General features: G+C 41.6%; 14 protein-coding genes and 2 tRNA genes. 5 read left to right on the top strand and 11 right to left on the bottom strand.

Annotation, left to right across the window (positions count from 1 at the left end):
• Nucleotides 1–764 precede the first annotated feature (764 nt).
• On the bottom strand, nucleotides 765–977 hold the full coding sequence (locus EO93_RS15790) for a hypothetical protein (RefSeq protein WP_048133634.1): 213 nt from the start codon (nucleotides 975–977) through the stop codon (nucleotides 765–767).
• A 525-nt stretch (nucleotides 978–1,502) separates the two neighbouring features.
• Between EO93_RS15790 and EO93_RS15785 the strand changes: the two genes are divergently transcribed.
• Nucleotides 1,503–2,093 (top strand): hypothetical protein, encoded by a 591-nt coding sequence (locus tag EO93_RS15785; protein WP_156161358.1) that lies wholly within the window; start codon nucleotides 1,503–1,505, stop codon nucleotides 2,091–2,093.
• 2,099 nt (nucleotides 2,094–4,192) lie between these two features.
• On the opposite strand, the gene EO93_RS15780 is transcribed toward EO93_RS15785, so the two are convergent.
• The 6 genes from EO93_RS15780 to EO93_RS15755 form a co-directional block, all read right to left on the bottom strand.
• The gene (locus tag EO93_RS15780; RefSeq protein ID WP_048163553.1) at nucleotides 4,193–4,834 is read right to left on the bottom strand and encodes a 6-hydroxymethylpterin diphosphokinase MptE-like protein; all 642 of its coding nucleotides are present in this window, start codon (nucleotides 4,832–4,834) and stop codon (nucleotides 4,193–4,195) included.
• A gap of 79 nt (nucleotides 4,835–4,913) precedes the next feature.
• Complete coding sequence (gene ileS / locus EO93_RS15775) at nucleotides 4,914–8,093, bottom strand: isoleucine--tRNA ligase (RefSeq protein ID WP_048163551.1); 3,180 nt, start codon at nucleotides 8,091–8,093, stop codon at nucleotides 4,914–4,916.
• An 890-nt stretch (nucleotides 8,094–8,983) separates the two neighbouring features.
• Nucleotides 8,984–9,184, bottom strand: a complete 201-nt coding sequence (locus EO93_RS15770) for an MM0924 family protein (RefSeq protein ID WP_048133631.1) — start codon at nucleotides 9,182–9,184, stop codon at nucleotides 8,984–8,986.
• 252 nt (nucleotides 9,185–9,436) lie between these two features.
• Entirely contained in the window at nucleotides 9,437–10,525 is a 1,089-nt protein-coding gene (locus EO93_RS15765) for a hypothetical protein (protein ID WP_048163550.1), read from the bottom strand.
• A 132-nt stretch (nucleotides 10,526–10,657) separates the two neighbouring features.
• A complete protein-coding gene (locus EO93_RS15760; protein WP_048163548.1) occupies nucleotides 10,658–11,110 on the bottom strand; it encodes a GNAT family N-acetyltransferase in 453 nt (150 codons plus the stop codon).
• Between the two features lie 246 nt (nucleotides 11,111–11,356).
• A tRNA-Arg gene (locus EO93_RS15755) sits at nucleotides 11,357–11,450 on the bottom strand.
• A gap of 551 nt (nucleotides 11,451–12,001) precedes the next feature.
• Between EO93_RS15755 and EO93_RS15750 the strand changes: the two genes are divergently transcribed.
• Nucleotides 12,002–12,724 (top strand): ATPase domain-containing protein, encoded by a 723-nt coding sequence (locus tag EO93_RS15750; RefSeq protein WP_048163546.1) that lies wholly within the window; start codon nucleotides 12,002–12,004, stop codon nucleotides 12,722–12,724.
• Nucleotides 12,717–13,571, top strand: coding sequence for a response regulator (locus EO93_RS15745; protein WP_235284307.1), 855 nt, complete (start codon nucleotides 12,717–12,719; stop codon nucleotides 13,569–13,571). The genes EO93_RS15750 and EO93_RS15745 overlap by 8 nt, the downstream gene beginning before the upstream one ends.
• 125 nt (nucleotides 13,572–13,696) lie before the next feature.
• Here EO93_RS15745 and EO93_RS15740 read toward each other — a convergent pair whose 3' ends face one another.
• From EO93_RS15740 to EO93_RS15725, 4 genes are all read right to left on the bottom strand, one after another.
• Complete coding sequence (locus EO93_RS15740) at nucleotides 13,697–14,419, bottom strand: RAD55 family ATPase (RefSeq protein WP_048133626.1); 723 nt, start codon at nucleotides 14,417–14,419, stop codon at nucleotides 13,697–13,699.
• Between the two features lie 295 nt (nucleotides 14,420–14,714).
• A complete protein-coding gene (locus EO93_RS15735) occupies nucleotides 14,715–15,392 on the bottom strand; it encodes a TrkA family potassium uptake protein (protein ID WP_048163563.1) in 678 nt (225 codons plus the stop codon).
• A gap of 62 nt (nucleotides 15,393–15,454) precedes the next feature.
• Nucleotides 15,455–16,444, bottom strand: coding sequence for a TrkA family potassium uptake protein (locus tag EO93_RS15730; protein ID WP_235283324.1), 990 nt, complete (start codon nucleotides 16,442–16,444; stop codon nucleotides 15,455–15,457).
• An 899-nt stretch (nucleotides 16,445–17,343) separates the two neighbouring features.
• Nucleotides 17,344–19,164, bottom strand: a complete 1,821-nt coding sequence (locus EO93_RS15725; RefSeq protein WP_048163541.1) for a site-2 protease family protein — start codon at nucleotides 19,162–19,164, stop codon at nucleotides 17,344–17,346.
• A gap of 519 nt (nucleotides 19,165–19,683) precedes the next feature.
• On the opposite strand from EO93_RS15725, the gene cutA reads away from it, so the two are divergent.
• Both cutA and EO93_RS15715 read left to right on the top strand, forming a co-directional pair.
• Nucleotides 19,684–19,989 carry a divalent-cation tolerance protein CutA gene (cutA, locus tag EO93_RS15720; protein WP_048163539.1) on the top strand — a complete coding sequence of 102 codons (306 nt, stop codon included), beginning with the start codon at nucleotides 19,684–19,686 and terminating at the stop codon, nucleotides 19,987–19,989.
• Between the two features lie 174 nt (nucleotides 19,990–20,163).
• Nucleotides 20,164–20,249, top strand: a tRNA-Leu gene (locus EO93_RS15715).
• Nucleotides 20,250–20,570: the final 321 nt, after the last annotated feature.

The following is a 20,570-nucleotide window of genomic DNA, read 5'->3' as shown; positions in this document are numbered from 1 at the left end:
ATATTAAGAGAATTATACTTATAGATATATCAATAATATTATTTAGCTGTTAACTTCAACCTTTCCTCTTTCCTGCCCATTTTTCAAGCTACTCAAAATTATGAGAACCATGAATGCATTTTGATTTTTAGATCTGTGTCACCCGGAAGAGTCTGTGAAAACAAGAAATATTTACGTAATAATCTTTTTTTTTGCTTTAATGTTTTCCTCATATTAAAAATAGTTGAGTTTATATAAATCGATCTGGAAAATTATTTATAACAATAAAAGCCAATCATAATTCGTATTTCTGCGGCGCAGAAATACGTGAAAAGTTCTTCGCTGCCATTACGATCATCACTCCACCCTGGCGTTATATGAGTGAATCGTTTCATAGATGGGCGAAGGACTGCAAGAAAAAAAGGGCAATAGATGATTAGAAAGTGGTAGACTAAGGCTAAAAGCCTTATATTAGATGCGGTGGAAAGGCAAGACCGGTTTGATGAAGTCGTATCCAGATTGATGCCTCATCATGTATCGTATGATATGCCTCAACATTATGCGATACCCGGATACATACATCTTGACAGCTGTTTTTAGCCTTTCCACCATTTCCACTAAATCCGGGACCATTTTTCAGCTTAACAAAAGAGGATATCGCCTTTTTTATTCCATGCATAAGCACTGTATGGATCAATTTCCAATACTTTTCTCTAAAATTTAATGCTTCGCTATCTCTGTCACTTGTGCTATCTCTGTCACTTATGCGGACCCATAACACATATTTACACTTTAGATTCAACTTTCAACTTTTTTCGATTAACTACATCCACATAAAATTCAGCATATCCACAATCTAAACAAACATGCACTTTAAATTCGCGCATGGGACCGGTAAAATAGCATTCGCTATCAGACTCATAACCTATACGTTCTCCAATTATATGGCCTATATCGAGATTTTCGCTCCCGCATTTTGGACATTTTCCCTTTTTCATTTTGCATTACCCCACGTCATCAATGAGATTTGATTTTGTAGAAATCCTCAAAAGTACTTTTTTACGAAAAAGTAAAAAATCTGATTGTAAAATTTTCCCTTATTTTTTGCCCCCACAAAAAAGAATGAGCATTTCATATTCGCATCGAATAATTACATTGTCATTGATTAATTATATTTGTCTTCAGATAAATATATTAAATTTGTTGGTCCTCATTCAATTAAAATCCCCATACGAGTCTAAAAGCTAAAATGCAGTATTCTCAACCCTTTTTGTCATTGTTCATTTCTCATGTCATCTTCTCAACCCTTGAAAAGCTACTCTTTCTTTCAATGGTTCAGATGAAAATAAAAGGTTCAAATGAATCCGCAGCTTAAAAAATGTATATAAGATATAATAGAGAAAATAAAGGGCTAATGAAAGAATAAACAGGAAATTAAAAACAAAATTGAACCAAAAACAGGAGAAATCAATCCGGAATAAAAACAGGAGAAATCAATCTGAAATATACTACAGGGGAATTCTATGAGAAAACTGAATATGCTCTTGATATTATCCGCACTGTCCCTGCTCCTTTTGGCTTCAGGTCCTGCAGCAGCCGAATTGATTGAAGAGGCTTCTGAAATACCCTACCAGATTAACGCCTCAGACAGAATAGTGATAGGAACGGTTAGCGGGATTGATATAAACTATGACCATACGATCTTCAAAATTACAGTTGAAGAATGGCTCTATAACCCCCTGCCCACCGAAACCATAAAGGTGAGAACCGAGACCGGAAAGTATGTCTGGACTGAAGACCAGGCAGAGTTCACCCAGAACGAGTCCGTGCTCCTCATGCTCAGGGACGAAGAGCCCGATGAGCAGCTTTTCAGCGTGTCCGTGGGATTTCCCGGAAAACATCCGACATCAGACAGGGATGCGGTAATTGAGGAGCTGAAAATTCAGGGAAAATGGCAGGACGAAAATCGGATAGAAAACACAGAGACTGCAAGTGAACAGCCAGCAGATTCAAACTCACCCTCAGATACGAAAAGCACTCCTTTTACAGGCATTCTATGGGTAGTTATGGCAGTGATCGGAGCATTTGTGTGTACAGGGAAGAAAATTCCTTAACCGATGACCAATGGAATAGTATGGGAAAATACCATCTGGTCCGATAAATAGTTACATTGGACTTGAAAACCGCTTTTCAATTCACTCAAAAATACCAACCATGTAAAAGCTCACAATTACCTGCTGTTATATCAAAAAGAAAGCAAAAAGAGTTTCTGTTCCGGCTTAGTAGAGATAATCCTCTATAATGACCATTTTAAATGTAGCCATTACGATCGTTTCAAAACATAGTCATAATGGCTATTAATGGTTAATTGATATCTCCGAAAGAGATATACTTTATCTAAAATCAGTAGTGGACCCAAAATTTAGCAGTGATGACGGAATTTAGGCATCCAGAACTTAATTTTAATTATTATAAAGTGGAAGAAAAACCAACACATTATAATTCCTCCGTCTTCTAATTTGTCTTTGTTCATGTTTCCGTTATACGTCAGTCATCTGCAATCAAAGTTATATATTGCATATTAGCAGCAAAGATCTCACAGAGACTACATTAAAGCTGAAAGTATTCCACACTTCCTAACTGAATAAAACCCTTATCAACCCCCAGATAGGTATTATACTCACGACAATTAGTTTTTGAAACTATTCTTGATACTGATTTTCATTTGGAGAGGAGTAAATTTAATTTTAATTGCCATAGAGTATAAAATAATAATGATAATAATAAGAATAATTACCAATTATATAATAATACCAGAATAAATTATTCTAATCATTTAATAGTCTCCGAAAATCCAGACAAATATCCACCTGAAATTGTAGATTTACTTTTTTCTTAATTTATAAGTTAGAATTCTTAAAAGCTCTCAATAATGCAGGATATTTAGTTTTCAATTCATTATTCAGGCAAGAAAAAAAGTTTTCATGATAAATATACTCAATGAATAAATATACTCAATGACATTTATTTTTAGCAATTATTTTTGGGTACGGCATCCTATTTCCAAGAAAATAATTCCAAACTCTAAAGTACATTAGTTATAAGCTCTATTTTACAAAAAATCCATTTAAAACCCTTAAAAGGGGATAATTTTGCTGAAAAAAAAAGAATAACACTTCACAAAATTAAACATCAAAACTTCGGTTTTTTTCTTTGGAAAAAGAATTCTTTTAGAAGAGAAGATGTTACAGGCAATTTACCCAAATAATCACACAGGGAGACCTGAAAAGGAATATGTAGCTCCCAACTGATAAAAAAGTAAGAACCAATACCATCAATTTAAGATAAAACGAATCCAGGAAATGTATTCATTATATCCCAAAAAGATGGTTACGGAAACGGTTTCTTTTCCGCCCGCATGGTTCTTATTATTCTATGCTTTGTATTATAGATTACCATCTGGCAAAAATCGAAAGGTATGTTACTTCGTAGTATACTTTTACGTTATAGTACCAGATACTTAGAAATCCCATTAAATTTCCCTCCAGATTTTAGTGTATTCTTTTCGTATTTGTCTTACATATTCCTGTACATAATTTGGAAAGAATGGAGTTTTTTGATTAGATCAATCTCCTGATGGTGTATATTTCTGAAGTATAACTCGCTATCAACCCCCAACATCAAGATTATACTCCTGGCAATTATTTTTAGAAATTAGTCTTGCAGATAGATTCTATTTGAAGGCTAACAGACTGAATTTTAATTGCCTTAAAGTATAAATAAAAATATATTCATGAAATATATAAAATTAGCAGAATTAACAATACTTACCATTAATAGTCGTTGAAAATCTGGATAAATTTCACGGGAAAAAAGGGATAAACTTATTTATTTAATTCCTATGTTATAATTTAAATAATTCGCCAATAGAATAAAGGTTTTTTCCCTATTTTCTGCAAATAAGGGAACTATAAGGCAGCTTATGGGAATTAAAGGTGCAAAAGAGTGATATCACCATATTTAAAGCTTTAGAGTATGTGAATTGAACTAAAAAAGTGGATAACCCTTTCTATTTATACACTATGCAAATTACCGTTTTTTCTTTAGGGGTATAGCTTTCTCCAACATAAAAATTTTTGGTCAATCCTTGCATGAAAAAGATTTGAACCTGTTAGTTCACTGAACCCCGACCATCCACATAGCCGTTTAGCCTTCAAATCCCTAACATATCGATTAATTCTTTCGCCCAATTAAGCTTCTTTTTCTTAATCGGATTCACTGAGGGATCTTCAAAATCAAAACCAGCCAGCCTGATGCTTTTAGCTCCGAACTCCCGAGCTACAAAAACGCAGCGGTCCCCATCACTGAACCCGCCAAAGTTGTAAACGTTATCTAAAGGCCGGGCCTGGGTAGTTGCAATAAAGCGCCTGAACCGCGGAACGTATTTTTCCAGCTTATCCATGTTATCCCCATGGGCGTGGATAAGGACTATTGAGCCCCGTGTGCAGGCGAGAATCTCTTTTTCAATGTCAGCTTCGGAATTACCGTCAAGGTCGGTACAGATGACTTCAGGCACGCGGCCCATATCCATAAGGACAGCGGCAGCTCCGTCGGCTGCAACAATCACAAAAGCAGAAAGGTCGATTTTCGAAAGCTCATTTCTGAGTCCGGGAGCATTTCCGCAGACCAGAAGAGGCTTTCCTGAAACCGTGTCTTTGAGTTCGAAAAGGCTGGCAGTGTTTCTCTCAGTCAGCTTTTGGGAAAGGAGGCGAGCTGCCTCTTCATCACCTTTGCGGTCGAACCCGAAGTCTTCAAGAATTCGTTCGTAGATAGGCTCCCAGGCAGCAAAATCCATCTTAATCACTCCTTTCCTGTTTTTCTTTTCTGAACTTAGATTTTCTTATCGAGTTTCGTTCTTAAACTTAATTGCAGAGTTATTTCTTTGCAATTCCCATCTTCATGGCAATGCCTTCGACATCCCAGTCCTTTACAAGGGCTCCGGAAATCTCAATACCGCTGCCTATGTCAAAGAAATCGGCTCTAACCTCTTCTGCAATCAGATCCTTCAGGGTTTCAACAAGCGTTAAGACCCTTTCGTCTTCGATCCGGACAGAGACGCGGATGTTCTCGTCCACAATAAGGTCGAGTTCCTTCCGCATGTCCTGCAGCCTGCGGATGACTTCCCTTGAGTATCCTTCAGCTTCGAGTTCAGGAGTAAGGTTTGCATCCACATAAACAAGGCCTGCATCGGACTCTGCGCTGGCTGTACCTTCGGGCAGGGTTTCGTTGTAGTTTGCCATGCCCGGGGTAATTGTGACAGTGGTCCCGTCGGCCAATGGGAGCTCGAATTCCCCGGTTTCGGCAAAGGCTTTCTTTAAAGCAACACCGTCGACTTTTTGCAGGGCAGGAATAACTTTTCCGGCATCCTTCTTGAAGACAGGACCGATCTTACCCGGGTCAGGGATAACCTCAAGCCCGAGTTCGTCCCAGCTCTTGCCCACACCTGTAAGAACAATGGCTTTGGAATTGGTCTGGTCCATAAGGACTGAACGCAGCCTGTCAACTGCCTTTGCTGCATCCTCGCTTTCAGGGGAGACAACAATTCTGGATATGGGCCACCTGAGTTTTCTTCCTGCCTTCTGGCGGGCGTTTGAGGCAGCTTCCACAATGGAGCGTGCAGTGCTCATGGCTGCTTCAAGCTCGGGGTCAAGATAGGCTTCGTTAACCTTCGGCCAGTCGCACATGTGCACGGATTCGTGAGCTTTCGGATCCACATTCCGGATCAGGTTCTGGTACATCTCCTCAGCCAGGTAGGGCATGAAGGGGGAGATCAGTTTTGTGATGGTTACATAGACTTCGTAAAGCACACAATAAGCTGCAAGCTTGTCCGGGTCGTCAGCTTCGGTCCAGGTCCTCGGGCGGATAAGCTGGATATACCAGCGCGAGAGGTCTTCCAGAGCAAACTCCAGAATCTCACGAACTGCTTTATGCAGCAGGTACCCGCTCATGGCTTCATCTACAGCTTTTACCACGGACTGGGCTCTTGAGAGAATCCACCTGTCTTCTTCCCGCAGGGCATCTTTTACAGAGTCCAGGCTGACCTGCATCGGGTCAAAGTTGTCAAGCGCCATATACGGAAGCGGGAACCTGAAAACGTTCCAGAGGATGTTAATTGAGCGGTGGACAGTTTCTATCTCCTCCAGGTTGAACTTCAGGTCATCCCAGGGTGCGCTTGAGGAAAGCACGTAGGCACGCAGGGTATCTGCCCCGAACCTGTCGATGATTTCCAGTGGGGAAATTACATTTCCAAGGCTCTTTGACATCTTCTTTCCGCCGGCATCAAGAGTAAAGCCGTGCATGAGCACACTCTTATAAGGCGCCCGTCCAAAGCCGACCATGCTTGCTCCAAGCTGGGAATAGAACCAGCCTCGGGTCTGGTCATGCCCTTCGGTAATGAAGTCAGCAGGCCACCATTCATCAAACTGATCCTGCGTCTGCGGGAACTTCAGGGTTGCCCACGAAGCAACAGCCGAGTCGAACCAGACATCAAAAACGTCTTCAACACGCTTTTTGTCCCCACCGCACTCACAGGGAATGAGCACTTCATCCACGTAGGGGCGATGCAGTTCGATTTCCCCGCCAGCATTGCTGGACTTTTCAATGAGTTCTTCCCTGGTCCCTATGACTTCGAGCTTGCCGCATTTCCGGCATTTCCAGACCGGGATTGGGATTCCCCAGTAGCGCTGCCTGGAGATGCACCAGTCCCTTGCGCCTTCCACCCAGGTCCTGAAGCGGGCCGAGCCTGCCCAGTCGGGGTACCAGTCTACTGCATCGATTGCCTCGAGCATTTTTTCCTTGAGATCGGTAATTTTGAGGAACCACTGTTCGGTCGCCAGGTAGATGATCGGGGTCTTGCAGCGCCAGCAGTGTCCGTAACGGTGGGTCACGGTCCCCTCGGCAAGGAGCCTGTCGCGCTCCAGGAGGTCCTCGATGACAACAGCGTTTGCTTCCCTTATGTTCATGCCTGCATACTTGCCGGCTTCCCCGGTGTAAGAACCGTTCGGGCCTACGGGACAGAAAATCGGCAGGCCGTTTTTGACCCCTACGTTAAAGTCGTCCATCCCGTGCCCCGGGGCAATGTGCACACAGCCGGTGTTTTCTGCGGTTACGTATTCGGCCTCGTAGACATTGTGCTTGAATTCAGCCTGGCGCGGGATCAGGTCCGCAAGGGGGCTCTCGTATTCCAGGCCTGCGACGTCTTCCCCGAGCATGGTTTCAAGGATCTCGTAGTCCGTGTACCTGCCCTTCCTGAGCACGTTCTCAATGAGGGTTGTGGCTGCGATCAGGATTTCTTCCTTTCCGTCCTGGCGGACTGCCCTGAACTTCGCGTATTCGAAGGACGGGTGGACCGCAACGGCGATGTTCGAGGGGATGGTCCAGGGGGTTGTGGTCCAGATCACTATGAAGGTGTTTTCCTCTCCCCTGACCTTGAACTTGACATAGATGGACGGGTCGGTCCGGTCCGCATATTCGACTTCGGAGTCGGCAATGGCGGTTTCGCAACGGGGACACCAGTTGACCACACGCTTGCCCACATCAAGCAGGTTCTTTTCCTCGGCCTGTTTGAGGGTCCACCAGGCTGCTTCGATGTACTCATCTTTCAGGGTCATGTAGGGGTCTTCCCACTGCAGCCAGACCCCGAGCCTCTCAAACTGCTCGGTCATTGCCTGCTTCTGGTTTATGGCAAACTCCTTACATTTCTCAATGAAATTCCCTACCCCGAAACTCTCAATGTCCTTCTTGGACTTAAAGCCGAGAACGCCCTCTACCTTTACTTCGATGGGCAGCCCGTGCATATCCCAGCCGGGGCGCTCCATGATATTGCGGTTGTTCATGGAATAATAGCGGAGAATAGAATCTTTAATGATCTTATTCCAGGCAGTCCCCAGGTGGATATGTCCTGTAGTGTACGGGGGGCCGTCAACAAAAAAAAGCCTTTTTCCGGTTTTACGGTGCTCCCGGGTTTTCCGGTAGGCATCGCTGTCTTCCCAGAACTGCGTTACTTTATTTTCAATTTGTTCTGCATTGTATTTGGCAGTGATTTCTTTTATCATATGGGAGTCTCCCTGATGAAAAATAAACTGAAGTAAAGGTCGTCGATTCAAGCCCTATCCTGCGGCTGACTGACAACTCTTGATAAATTGCTAATCAGTAAGTGGTGACAATACTAATACTGACAAACCGCTGCTAGCACTGATAACCAGTAAGCGCTGATTTCAGGGTAAATTACTGGTCAGCATACTATAACAAACCTCTGACCGGTAAGGTACCGAATCTACAGTAAAGTATATAATGTCCTTTACCAACCGCTTATATACTTTACTTCAGACAAATATCTTACGTACAAAATATCCTTACCCGGGAAAGCAAATCTACACCTTTCCGACGGATAAAAGGATTCACTGCACGCCAATCAGTTTATTCAGTAATTACTGTACTTAATTTAAGCTTTATTGTAACAGCAGAAAAGACAGTCCATTGTTTTCTATTCATATACTTATTCACAGTACTTACCACGATATTTTATCACGATATTTTATCACGATATTTTATCACGATATTTTTACAGAACTATCCGGGTTAGAAAGTAGAGAATAAAAACTCAAAATCTACAGCAGGATTCCGGTTTTCAGGAAGAAAGAGTTTGAAACAGAAAAAATTGGGATAAAAAAGTAGAGGCTTCTTTCCCCTCCTCAAAAGCTTGAATGTAAAAGTGAACTACTCCTCTCTGCTGCTTCACATTGAGGAAGGAAACTTCCCGCCTTAAAGTTAAAACTTAGCCGTAGAGGAACTGAAAAGACTTCAGCTACCTCTACTACTGAGTTTAATTCGTATGGTATAAGCAAATTTTGAAGTGTATTATTTTACTGCGCCTGTTACAATACCATTTTACGATATTGTTTTTAAATATCATTTTACGATATTGTTTTACTTTGACATCTTCTTACTTTTGCTTCAGGGTTCTCCACATTGCAGCAATTTTCTCGATATCGATATGGGTATAGCCTTCTTCTTTTATAGTCCATTTAAGGCTAAGGACCCCGTCTTTGCATTCGGCAGCAACTCCTCTGTATGTAGTGTTTCCTCCAATATCAATTTCTACTTCTTTACCCAGATAATATTTCTCGATGAACTCCTGCTTCATTATTTTCAACTCCCAAACTTTGATTTCCGAATGAGATCCGGAAAGAATATTCGCAGAATATAGTTAGTTTCAGGAAGTATATTATTATTAAAAAAGCAGAGTTTCTAAACACAGGTTCTTTGTCCTGACATAAAAAAGAGGTCAGCTGTTAAAATGCTGACCTGAATATCCAGAAAACTCAGGGAGACCGACTCTAAAATCGGTTCAAACCCCTGAATTTTCTTATATTTAACTCAAACATCAAAATTCAACTCAAAAATTAACCTCAGCTTCGCTCAAACCCTTTTCAGGCTCCTGGACAGGAGCATCAAAAAAGGGAATTTCTGCACCGACAAACCAGGTTTCAAGGAAACTCAAGAGATGGTACTTCATGAAAACAGCAAGGGGTACATTGAGGAAAAGAAGGGCTCCGAAGATCAATGCCAGCTCTATAAGTACAAAGGGAATAAGGAGTATCCAGACAAGGGGATCTGATACAAGGGCTGAAAAAAGGAAGTACAGAATCCCATCGGTAATAAGGAAAATCAGCCCTAAAAACAGCATAGTAATCCCGAAAAGAAGAATTGCAAGAATAGCTATTCCTATGCTGAGTAAGAATCTGACAAACCAGTAAACAATAACTTCCTTCCAGCTTTTCCTGAAGTTTGCAAAGACAAGCCCGAAAGCTGAAAGAATCCCGGTGTTCCGGTAAATTGAAAGAGGAATTGCAAGGCTTAAAAAGGAATTGATTGCCACTCCGACCAGGGCCAATATCAGAAGCACAACAATAAACCAGAAAATCCCGCCTATAAGAACAGGCACGGAAACGTCAGAAGGCTCCTCAAGGATGGTGGGAATAAGAGGTAGAAAAGCTATTGCAAAAAACACGAGAAAAACCAGCCCGAGAGCCAGACGCACCAGCAGGAGGTAGAACCCCTTTCCCATAAACTCCCCTAAATAAGCCCAGAACTTAACCTCGTTTTTTACCAGTGACTCCACAAAAACAAACTCCATGATACTGGAGATGTAGGATATGAGTAGAGCCAGGAGCAGAAGAAAGACTATTACTGCAATAATAACTCCCGCTGGTTCCGGAAAGTACATATGGTAAGGGTCAATTCCATTCATCCCGGAAGGAAATCCGGGGATCTGACCCGGTTCGACATAAGGTAAATTGTTTCCGAAATCTTCGGAGTCCATCCGGTAATTGGTACCCGAGCCTCCATAGTTAGAGGCTGCACCACCCAGCAAAAAGATAATGACTGCGAGTTTTACCCATTTCCAGAAATCAAAAGGTTCAAAGAGAGCTTTTTTTGCCCTTAAAAAAGCCCTGTCTACCGCATCTATTGCATACCAGCTCATAAATATAGGATTTTGCTCAGATAATATATAAGTATCCCGAAAATAAGAATTGCAGCATTATAAGGACTGAGATTTCCGGGATTAACTTCGAACCTCAATTAACTTCGAACCTTACTTCTATCTGCCTTGAAATCAGATCTTTTTTACCATTGAGATATGCTCTATGCCAGCTTCAAGGAAAGTATCACCAAAAGCAACAAACCCAAACTTTTTGTAAAAACTTACTGCATGGGTCTGTGCATGAATATTAACCTCTGCTGCTCCAAGTTCAATAGCTTGTTCCAGAAGTTTATCTACAACGAGTTTGCCGACATGTTTTCCCCTGCATTCTTTCAGGACGGAAATCCTTCCTATAAGCCACATTTCCCTCTCATTTAAAAGTCTGCCTGTAGCCACTGGTCTTGAATTTGCATACACAATAACATGATAGGACCTTAAGTCTGCTTCGTCAAATTCCTCGTCCTCGGGTATGTTTTGTTCTTTTATGAAGACCTCTCTGCGGACATTAAAGGCGTCTTCCAGAGCTTCAGAGTTTTTTGCATCAATCCATTCGATTCTGAATAAAGGTTCATGTTTCTTTTCCATCCGGGGCCTCTTTGTTCAATTTCGGTGGTTTCTTTTCCTGCAGGAAAAAATCCAGATTATAAATATTTTTTGGCGCACAATGAAAGGATTCTGGCAGGATTTTGGTAGAATTCTGGTATGCCGTGAAAAGAAAATCTTAAAACACAGAGTGAAAAAACTTTTCAGGAATAAGATTCAGCTGAAGAAAAGACTGTACAGAAGAACACTTATAGCAAAATTGAAGATGCCAGGTAAAAGAATAATTAACGGGCCCGCCGCGATTCGAACACGAGTCAATGGGTATCTTCGTAATAATATTACTTCGAAGCCCATTAGGATATCCTGGCTACCCTACGAGCCCATGGTGCAAGTGTAGTGATAGTAACTACCTATATTAAAGGTTTCTCTCAGAATTAAGAAAAATGGACAGAAAAAGAGAGCAAATTCAAAAGTTCCCCCTGATGAGAATGTTTGTCAAGTGGCACAGGCTAAATAAAATTTAGCATATTGACTGAAGAAAAGAAATTTATAGCTAAATATCAGGTCGAAATTAATAGAAACATCACTGAAATAAAAGAAACACACCACAAACATAACTTTTATATTACAAAAGTTCTTTTAATATATAGAAGTAATTTTCGGCATCATAATATTATACACAATTGAAATATAGACACCAAATATGACCTTATCATAATCAATAAAATTAAATAGAAAGTTCTTTTATTTCAAGCTATTAAGGAATAGTGAATATGTGTTTTAAGTTAGAAAACTACTAAATAATCCTAAAACTGCTAAATTTATTTGAATATTTTCTATAACTTACAATACATTGTAAAACTAATTCAATGTCACCTGATAGTGCGGGAAGTAAAAGGGGCAAAGTACACAAGAGAATGAGGGTTTACAAAAATGGAGAGGGTTTCAACAGGCATAGAGGAGCTGGACAGGAAATTGATCGGGGGCTATCCTGTGAACAAAGCAACCCTGATTACAGGAGTGGCAGGGAGTGGAAAAACTATCTTTGGAATCCATTTCATTCACAGGAACTGCGTTGAAGGAAGAAAATGCCTGATGATCGCAACTGAAGAAACTCCTGAAGATATCATCTACCAGGCAGAAATGCTGGGGCATGATATTAAGCCTTACTATGAGAGCGGGCAACTCAGCATAGAAAACATATTTGAGAGCCGTTCAGAAAGCATAGGGCAGACAAGGTACGGATTTAAACCTGAAAGCCTTGATATTGAACTTCCAAACCTTATAGAATTAATACGTGAAGGAACAGAATGCCTTGTCATAGATAATCTGGGCACTTTTGCCCTGAGAGTTTCCCAAAAAAGGCTCAGGGACCAGTTTGACGGACTGAACTATCTCGTGAGAAAAAAAGGCTGCACTACTCTTTTAATCATGGACGAGTCAGCACACAATTTAACTCACCAGCTTGCCGAGTACTCGGTCTACGGTTCTATTCGCCTGCTGGTAAAAGAGAATGCCTATCTCGGAAAAATGGAGCGCTATCTGTGCATACCCAAGATGCGCAGTACTCCTATTTCTCCCGATATGTCAATCTTTGAAATCACATCTAAAGGGATCAAGATTCATGAACCCAAGGGAGGAAGCCTTGTTGAATGAGAAAAACAAACCAAAAGTCCTGATTGTAGATGACATGAAGGAAAATATAGAACTGATGGAAGCCTACCTTGCAGTTGAACCTTATGAAGTTATCTCTGCCTATGGCGGAAATGAAGCACTTCAGAAAGTTAAGGACGAAAAACCGGATATTGTGCTTCTGGATGTTATGATGCCTGAGATCAACGGCTATGAGGTCTGCAAAATTCTCAAGGAAAATCCCGAAACCCAGTTCATTCCTGTCCTGATGCTTACAGCCCTTTCGGAACTTGAAGACCGGATCAGAGGGATTGAGGTCGGAGCTGATGATTTCCTTACAAAACCTATAAACAGGCTTGAACTCAAGACCCGAGTAAAATCTCTGCTCAGAGTCAAGTGCCTTCACGATAGATTGGTTGCCGACCGCGACAGTCTCGAAATAAAGAACAGGGTACAGAGTATCCTTACATCCGTAATTCCGACCCTTCTCCAGTCTGTCTCAAATGAGGAAAAAAAGGTTATAATAAATCAGATGACAGGCATGGTAGAAAAGACACTTTTTGATCTGTACCATTTTGAAGACAGAGAAATGGACCTGGCTTACGCAGGGAATGTCTGCGCCGAGATAATGAACCAGATGGGTGGAACCTTTTCATCGACCATGGGTGAAAATGAAAACCTCTGGGTAGTCAGGGGAACAAAATGCCCCTGGAAAGGAGAAGAAGCCCGCAAAAACCCCATCCTTTGCACACTGACGAGGAAGATTTTTTCAAACATAACTTTGAAAGTAGATTCGGCCTGCAGTCTCGAGGCTCTAAAAACCATCGGAAATAGGAATGACTGCTGTGAATTTATCATAAAAGCAGCATAACCTTTTTTCACATTTTTACCCAGTTTAATTGGTCCTCCTGGGGACAGCGGACTGTTGCACTTGCAGTGCAACTCCCGGAAAATCTCCGATTTCCTGTGATCCCGAGGCCCAATTCGGGTAGCTGATCATTTGAGGGATGGTTTCATGCCTGAGATTACTCTAATTCCCTGCGGAGTAACGTCAAACAGGGAATACTTGACCGGAACTGGAGTATTTCTCATTTTTTCAATGTAGAGATACTGCTTCGTTTTTCCAGAACTGAAATTTTCCTGTGTTATGAGTCTCATCAACCCGAAAACCATGTAACCTGTAAGCTTGTGAGTCAGCTCGTAAGAGTCCTCATCCATTACAAAGAGGCCTGTACATCCATTTTTCAGGAGAATAATGCAGATCGAACTGAACTCATCTGCAAACTCCCTTATCTCGTGATGTATAGCCATTACTCCAATGTTGTCAATGACCACAACATCAACTTCCGAAGACATGGAGCTCAGATATTCGATTATATCCGCATCCACGGCACAGAGCCCTTTTCCGAATTTTGAAACGCTTTTGAGCTTGTTAATCTTGTCTTCGAATATATTCCTGATACTGAGCTGGCCGTTCTCAAGGAAAGGCTCCAGATTAAGATTGAGGCCACGGGCCTGAGTAAGTATATCTTCAGTAAGTTCTCTGGTAAGAATAAGTATGCATTTTTTGCCTTCCTGGCAACTCCTGTGAAGGAAATGAATTCCGAGGATGGTTTTTCCCGAACCCGGAGGGCCCGTGACCAGAATACTCTTTCCTTTAGGATACCCTCCCTCCATCAGCAAATCCAGCCCTTCTACTCCGGTAGACAAACTCTCCATACTATCACATACTCTCCATATTATCACATATATAAGCGTGGTAAGTTTCTTTTAAATGAGAATAATTTCTCATTAAATATAAGAAGTTAATCTTTCACTTACTATAAAAAGTAAGTTTCTATTTTATTATATTCTGTTTCAACCAATATATTTGTTCCTGAAAAAAAGTAGAAAGTTCTCCGAAAAGCAGGTATCTGTAAAGATTGCAGGAACAGGTAGTTACAGAAACAAATAGAGTTACAGAAACAGGGAATTAGAGGAACAGGGAATTAGAGGAACAGATAAAAAAGACTTTTTAATCAAGATATTTCTCCTTAAACTCCGAGATCTGCTTGCTGCTTCCCACAAATGCAACTATGTCTCCTGCCCGGAGTACCGTCTGTTTATTAATAGTAATAGTAACAAGGCCTCCACGCTCAATGCCTATTACAGTGCACCCGATCTTTTTTTCGAGGTCCAGGTCTTCTATTGATTTTCGGTCAAAAAAAGAGCCTTTCTCAATATGGTACTTTTCAATTTCTATGCCTTCGTAAAGCATTATATCTTCATCGATCCTGCAGACTTTTCCAATACAATTTGCGCTCATTTTGGCCAGCATCTGTCCTGCAACTATGGAAAGAGACCCAACATAGTCCGCTCCTGCTTTATAGATCTTATCGATTGATTTTACGGAGTTCGCTCTTGCCACAATTGTAGCTTCGGGGTTGAGTCCCCTGGAAATCAGGGTTGCGAAAATAACATTGGTATCATCATTCAGGGCTACAAACACAAAAGATGCAGTTTTTACTCCAGCTGCGATCAGGACCTCCTCATCCGCCCCGTTGCCCACAAGATGTTCAAACTCCACATTCTCAAAAACTTTTTCATTGGAGTCCACAACTACAAAACGGAACAGTCCTCCGGAGAGTTCACTCACAATGCTCTTTCCAACGTCTCCGTATCCGAGTACCACCAGATGCCCTTTTGACTCCATTATTAATCCCTCATCTATTGAATTTATGATGCCTATAAAAGCTGTATACTTCAGGCTGGCAATCAATGAGTAAGTTTCTTCAGTTTTGAGAGCTCCTCAGGAGTTCCCACAGCCAGCAGGACAGAATTGCCCCGGATGATATCATCTTCTTTAAGGTTAAAAGAGAGGGCTCCGCTTTTCCAGATTCCAACGATTCTTGCATCAGTCAACCGCTGGCTGGAAACTTCTTTAAGGGTCTTGCCTATAAGAGGGCTCTTGAGGTAGATCGGAAATTCCGTAACGTGCACTCCTTTGAAAATTTCAGTCGTCCCTGTCACCCTGCTTACAAGCCTGTCCATTGCTTTTTTTCCGATAAACTGCCCGAATATCGATTTCGGAGAAACAACAGTGTCTGCACCTGCGTATTTCAGGTATTTTGAATTGGACCTATCCTCAACGATGGCAATAATATTGAGGTGCTGGAACTCCCGAGCGGTTAGCACGATGTTTGCATTTCTTTCATCGGACTTGTTGGCAATAAGGATCCTGGCTTTTTCAATACCTGCATTCGTAAGTGCCTGCCTGTCACTTGGAGTCCCGAAAATGCAGGGGATATCCCTGTAAACAAGTTCTTTGATTATTTCTTCCTCATCCTCAATTATTATAAACGTTATCTCCTGCTCTTCCAATTCATCAATAAGGGTTTCTACCAGCTGGTTGTACCCACAGATGATGATATGCTCTTTCATGCTGGAAGGGACTTTCCTGGGCATCCTGAACTTGATCACCCTGTCCATCCAGGGAGCAATAACATAAGTTGCAAGAAAACCTGAAATCAGAATAATTCCCATGACCTGTACGACTATGGAAAAGATTCTTCCCGAAAGCGAGGCGAAGACCACATCGCCGTATCCTACCGTTGCAATGGTAGTTGTAGCCCAGTAGATAGCTGTGATAGCGTTTGCATTTTCGGGCTGGTTCTCAAGAATCATAAGATATTTGAACAGCAGAATATAGATGGAAAGCAGGAGCAAAGCTGCAAGTTTGTATGCCAGATTAGGCCGTTTGCGCATGATTTTTCGAAACTTTGATCTGCGGCTCGTCTTTTTTCTACCCGAAGAAAACATTTTTAGCGCCCTGCCTTAGTTCTTCTGCTGAACTAGGTCAAAATACCTTATAATCTTTATTAATATCTCTATGTGTTCATAGAATTTAGCTTGAAGGTTCTTTGAGAACTTATTCTCGCCCGAATTGCGTCTCGCCCGAGTTTCGCTTCGGCACCCGAGTTTCGCTTCGGGATCACAGGAAATCAGAGATTTCCTGGGAGTTGCACTGTAAGTGCAACAGCACGAGGTTCTTTTCGCTGCGCTCAAGAGGACTAATTTATGGGTTTTAGCGGTTATTTTTGGTCAAGAGGACTAAAGAAGATTAAATAACAAATTTTAACCCATAAAACATCATTATATGTATTAAGTCGTTCTTTTCACGCTCGAAGCAAGAGAGCAGTCTTTCAAAGAAAAAAATGAGACGTTGACCCAAAAGTAAAAACAGTGTCCGAAAAAAGACTCATTATTTACTTTTTTTGAAAGTTCCCCCTCCAAACTGGAGGAGATGCTTATGTTTACCTGTAAATTAAAGAGCGGCTTCCTGTGTCAAGGAAAGTATTCTTTCAGCCAGGGGGTATTTCTCAATGTATTTTTTCTCTAATTGCGGTGTCGTTTTGTCGGGAGTTTTTTTATCTGGTTGATGGGTGGCAAAATTCCTTGCTGCGCAGGGAGAGAAAAACAAAAGATCCAGTCTGAGTCTGGATATTCTGAATAATAGCAACTGATTAATCAGGGACCACCAGAATTATCAGGGGCCACCAGAATTAAAAAAGCCAAAAAACGGGAAGAGATTTTAACTTCCCGGCTTTCCAGCAGATTTCCGAATTGAAGGAATTAATTTCGATGCTGTTCTCTGTTTTAGCTTTTCAGATCCACTGGCCTATGAAAGGCCCGAATATCATGAAGAGGAATGATAACAGGATCAACATCGAAAGACTTGCTGTGATCGAATTTGAGACCCTTTCCGAGACTGCTTCGTTCCGTGTAAACCGGTATATGAGCGAGTAGCTATAGTCTCTGAATACATGCCCACCATCAAGAGGCACTGCAGGCAGGCAGTTGAACAGGCCCACGTAAAAGTTCAGCCAGCCAATCCAGAGCAGGGAATTTGCAATCCAGAAAATTCCGACTCCCAGGGGCTCTGCCCATCCAACCGGATGGTAGAACTGAGCGATTGTGCCTGAAAAGCCGCGGAATCCCTCACCTGCAAATCCGTATATCGGAAGCCCGAAAAGGATAATCCAGCCTACTGGTTCGTCCAGAAGGGAAGGGATCTGCTTTAGCGCTTCAAGATAGAATTTTGCCTGGGGCATCCAGATGGAAATTCCGAACATCGGGCACTCCAGGTTTCCTTCATTCCCGTACATCACTCCAAGGAAGCCACTTTCACCACCCGAGGGGTGAGGAGCCAGCTGGACATCAAAGATAGCTGTGCCATTTTCGGTAAGGGCACCCGTATAATTTGCAGAGGGCAACGTCTCTACCTCTATAGTCTGGTTTGCCCTTGTCCCTTCCATAAAGTCAATGAAACTTGCAATGCTTCGCATTCTTGTATCGTTAATCCGGAGCATTGTCATTCCGGTCTCGATTCCTGCAGCCTCTGCAGGACTTCCTTCTACAATCCCTCCTATAGGCACTCCACTGAAACATTTCTCCGGAGAAGAAGGAACTTTTAACTCATAGACTGAAACGACACTGTCTTTTGAGGCATGGATGCGCAAAGAGTCTCCGGGTTCAACTGTCTCGAGATAGGAGAGAAGGTCCATGCCTGTGGTTATGTTTGTGTCATTAACCTGCGTGATTACCATGTCTTTCTGAAGCCCTGCAAGCTGAGCTGGAGAATTTTCGTTTACGCCTACGATCATTGCATCACTGAGAGGAGCAATTGCCCCCAGCACAGGCCCGAAAAAGAGCAGTAGAGCGACAAAAGCAACGCAGAAATTAGCCATAACTCCGGCAGCAAGGATACGGGCTCTCTGGTTTCTTGTGGCAATTACTGCTGGTGCAGGATTTGTTTCTTTGTGCCTGGAAACATCTATTTCCCCGTTTTGTTCCTCTTTTAGCTTTTGTTCTTCTTTTTCTCTCTGCTCCCACTCTTTGATTTCCTCAATCGTCGCCGTTAGCGGCAGCTCTTTTTTTATTTCCTCTTTCTTGCCAAAGAGCTGTTCATCATCAGGTTCTGCAAAACCCCCTATCGGGACAAGGGCAAACAGGATTCCCATGGATTTGACTCTGATCCCTTCAACCCTGCACAGAATTGCATGGGAAAACTCGTGCACTACAAGAGTAACTACGAGGGCAATCACTCCCCAGGTAAAGGGAATAAACTCATTTACACCCGGAATCAGCAGGATATTCCTGGGTGCATTGTACTTTCCCGGCTCCGGAACTGTATTGTTCAGAAACGAGGTATAAAGCGCAAGGTCCGAAATAGCAATGACCAGGAACATGGCAATCATGCCTGCAAACATCATAAGGATTCCAATGTTTGCGAAAATCCTCCAGTAACGTCTCGGGCGGGCAAGAATATCCAGTAGTTTAAGACCCTTTGTTGTCCTGATCATGAGGATCGGAAGAGGCCCGAAAGTGCTTATGTTATACTTTTCCAGAATACCCTTTCTATCAAGAAAGGAAATAAGGAACCAGTACATTAAAAAAATACCAAGTGCAATGCTTGTGCCACTCAAGGAAATTCTCCAAAATAATTAAGCTGAACCATTTATAAGCTTTGAATTGTGAATGTTAATCGTTTAATATTGACGATTAACTGTTGATAGATTATAACTGTATATAGAACATGCCTTCAATAAAGAAGTTAGCGCCAGCAACCTTTGAATGCAGTTTATAAATCCCGGGCTATCATTTTAAGCAATAGTCAGGGGAAATGCATACATTCAATTTATTAATGCTGTTAAACCCGGTTGTATATCTTATTATAAAAATGTTTTAGTTCGTCTTTACATAGCATGAGATCCAATTTCTTAATAACACCTTTTTTGAAAATGCCCGTCTCGAAAAATGCACAAAATAATACATCCTAATTATATAAGAACCTATATGGAATTACAGCTTTCAGTTTGCCGGAAAGGTAATTTTAAAGGTAATTTTTATGGTCAAAGGCAATAGATAATAATTGCACGAATAATAATATTCAGTATATCCAGCATATTTGTGGTTATAATAACTTTGTATGAGGTGCCTGTTACATGCTTGGGATCGTATACATCACTGTCGGAGATATGAAGAATGCATCAGAAATCGCAAGAGAGCTGGTTTCAAGAAGGCTTGCAGCTTGCGTAAACATGTTTCCTGTATCTTCAATCTACAGATGGAACGAAAATATAGAGAAGCAGAATGAGATCGCAATGCTTGTTAAAACTGACTCTTCACGCCTTGATGAAATAATCAAAGTCGTGAAAATCCTTCATACGTACGACCTGCCTGCCATCGAATTCTGGGGAATTGAAGGAGAACAGGAGTACCTCGACTGGGTCCATGTAAACAGTTCGTGAGGGAAACCTGAAGGTCTCAAAACTTGAAGCCGGAAGCCGGAAAGTCTGAAACCGGAAATGAGATGAAAATATCTGCAAAACATCCCCCATACTCAAAAATTAGCAGGATTAGTCTATTTACAGGATTAGCTTTATATGTTAGTTGTAACTTTACCTATTTGGATTCCGAAAAGCGCGGGAGTAACCAAGCGGTCAACGGTGGCAGACTCAAGATCTGTTCGTGCAGACGTTCAGGGGTTCGAATCCCTTCTCCCGCACCAAACTCATTATGATTTTCTCATTTTCTACTAAGTTCTATAAAGTTCTATTTTGCTTATTTTCTATTAAGTTCTATTTTGCTTAATTTCTCTAATCCTATCTCATTGGTCATCGGTTAAGGAATTTTCTTGCCCTAACGCTATCGATTTTGAATCAGGAGCCGGCCTTGAATTTTGGCCTATTTACATGAAATCGATATCCTGTTCCAGCCCATAAATTGATACAATTTTTAGCCCCCTCTTTACTTCGTTACTCAGAGAAAGCTTGTAATTCCTTCCTTTCTTTAATGCCGTAATTTACAGTTATCCCCACTAAAAGTACAG

The organism is Methanosarcina sp. 1.H.A.2.2 (genome assembly GCF_000979975.1).
Taxonomy (GTDB): Archaea; Halobacteriota; Methanosarcinia; order Methanosarcinales; family Methanosarcinaceae; genus Methanosarcina.
Note: the sequence above shows the minus strand (reverse complement) of the source record. Positions and strands in the feature narration are given on the sequence as shown.

Bases quoted from the DNA above. Each gene is read 5' to 3' on its own strand.
- EO93_RS15790 (WP_048133634.1), bottom strand. From the start codon at position 977: ATGAAAAAGGGAAAATGTCCAAAATGCGGGAGCGAAAATCTCGATATA.
- EO93_RS15785 (WP_156161358.1), top strand. From the start codon at position 1,503: ATGAGAAAACTGAATATGCTCTTGATATTATCCGCACTGTCCCTGCTC.
- EO93_RS15780 (WP_048163553.1), bottom strand. From the start codon at position 4,834: ATGGATTTTGCTGCCTGGGAGCCTATCTACGAACGAATTCTTGAAGAC.
- ileS (WP_048163551.1), bottom strand. From the start codon at position 8,093: ATGATAAAAGAAATCACTGCCAAATACAATGCAGAACAAATTGAAAAT.
- EO93_RS15770 (WP_048133631.1), bottom strand. From the start codon at position 9,184: ATGAAGCAGGAGTTCATCGAGAAATATTATCTGGGTAAAGAAGTAGAA.
- EO93_RS15765 (WP_048163550.1), bottom strand. From the start codon at position 10,525: ATGAGCTGGTATGCAATAGATGCGGTAGACAGGGCTTTTTTAAGGGCA.
- EO93_RS15760 (WP_048163548.1), bottom strand. From the start codon at position 11,110: ATGGAAAAGAAACATGAACCTTTATTCAGAATCGAATGGATTGATGCA.
- EO93_RS15750 (WP_048163546.1), top strand. From the start codon at position 12,002: ATGGAGAGGGTTTCAACAGGCATAGAGGAGCTGGACAGGAAATTGATC.
- EO93_RS15740 (WP_048133626.1), bottom strand. From the start codon at position 14,419: ATGGAGAGTTTGTCTACCGGAGTAGAAGGGCTGGATTTGCTGATGGAG.
- EO93_RS15735 (WP_048163563.1), bottom strand. From the start codon at position 15,392: ATGGAGTCAAAAGGGCATCTGGTGGTACTCGGATACGGAGACGTTGGA.
- EO93_RS15730 (WP_235283324.1), bottom strand. From the start codon at position 16,444: ATGCGCAAACGGCCTAATCTGGCATACAAACTTGCAGCTTTGCTCCTG.
- cutA (WP_048163539.1), top strand. From the start codon at position 19,684: ATGCTTGGGATCGTATACATCACTGTCGGAGATATGAAGAATGCATCA.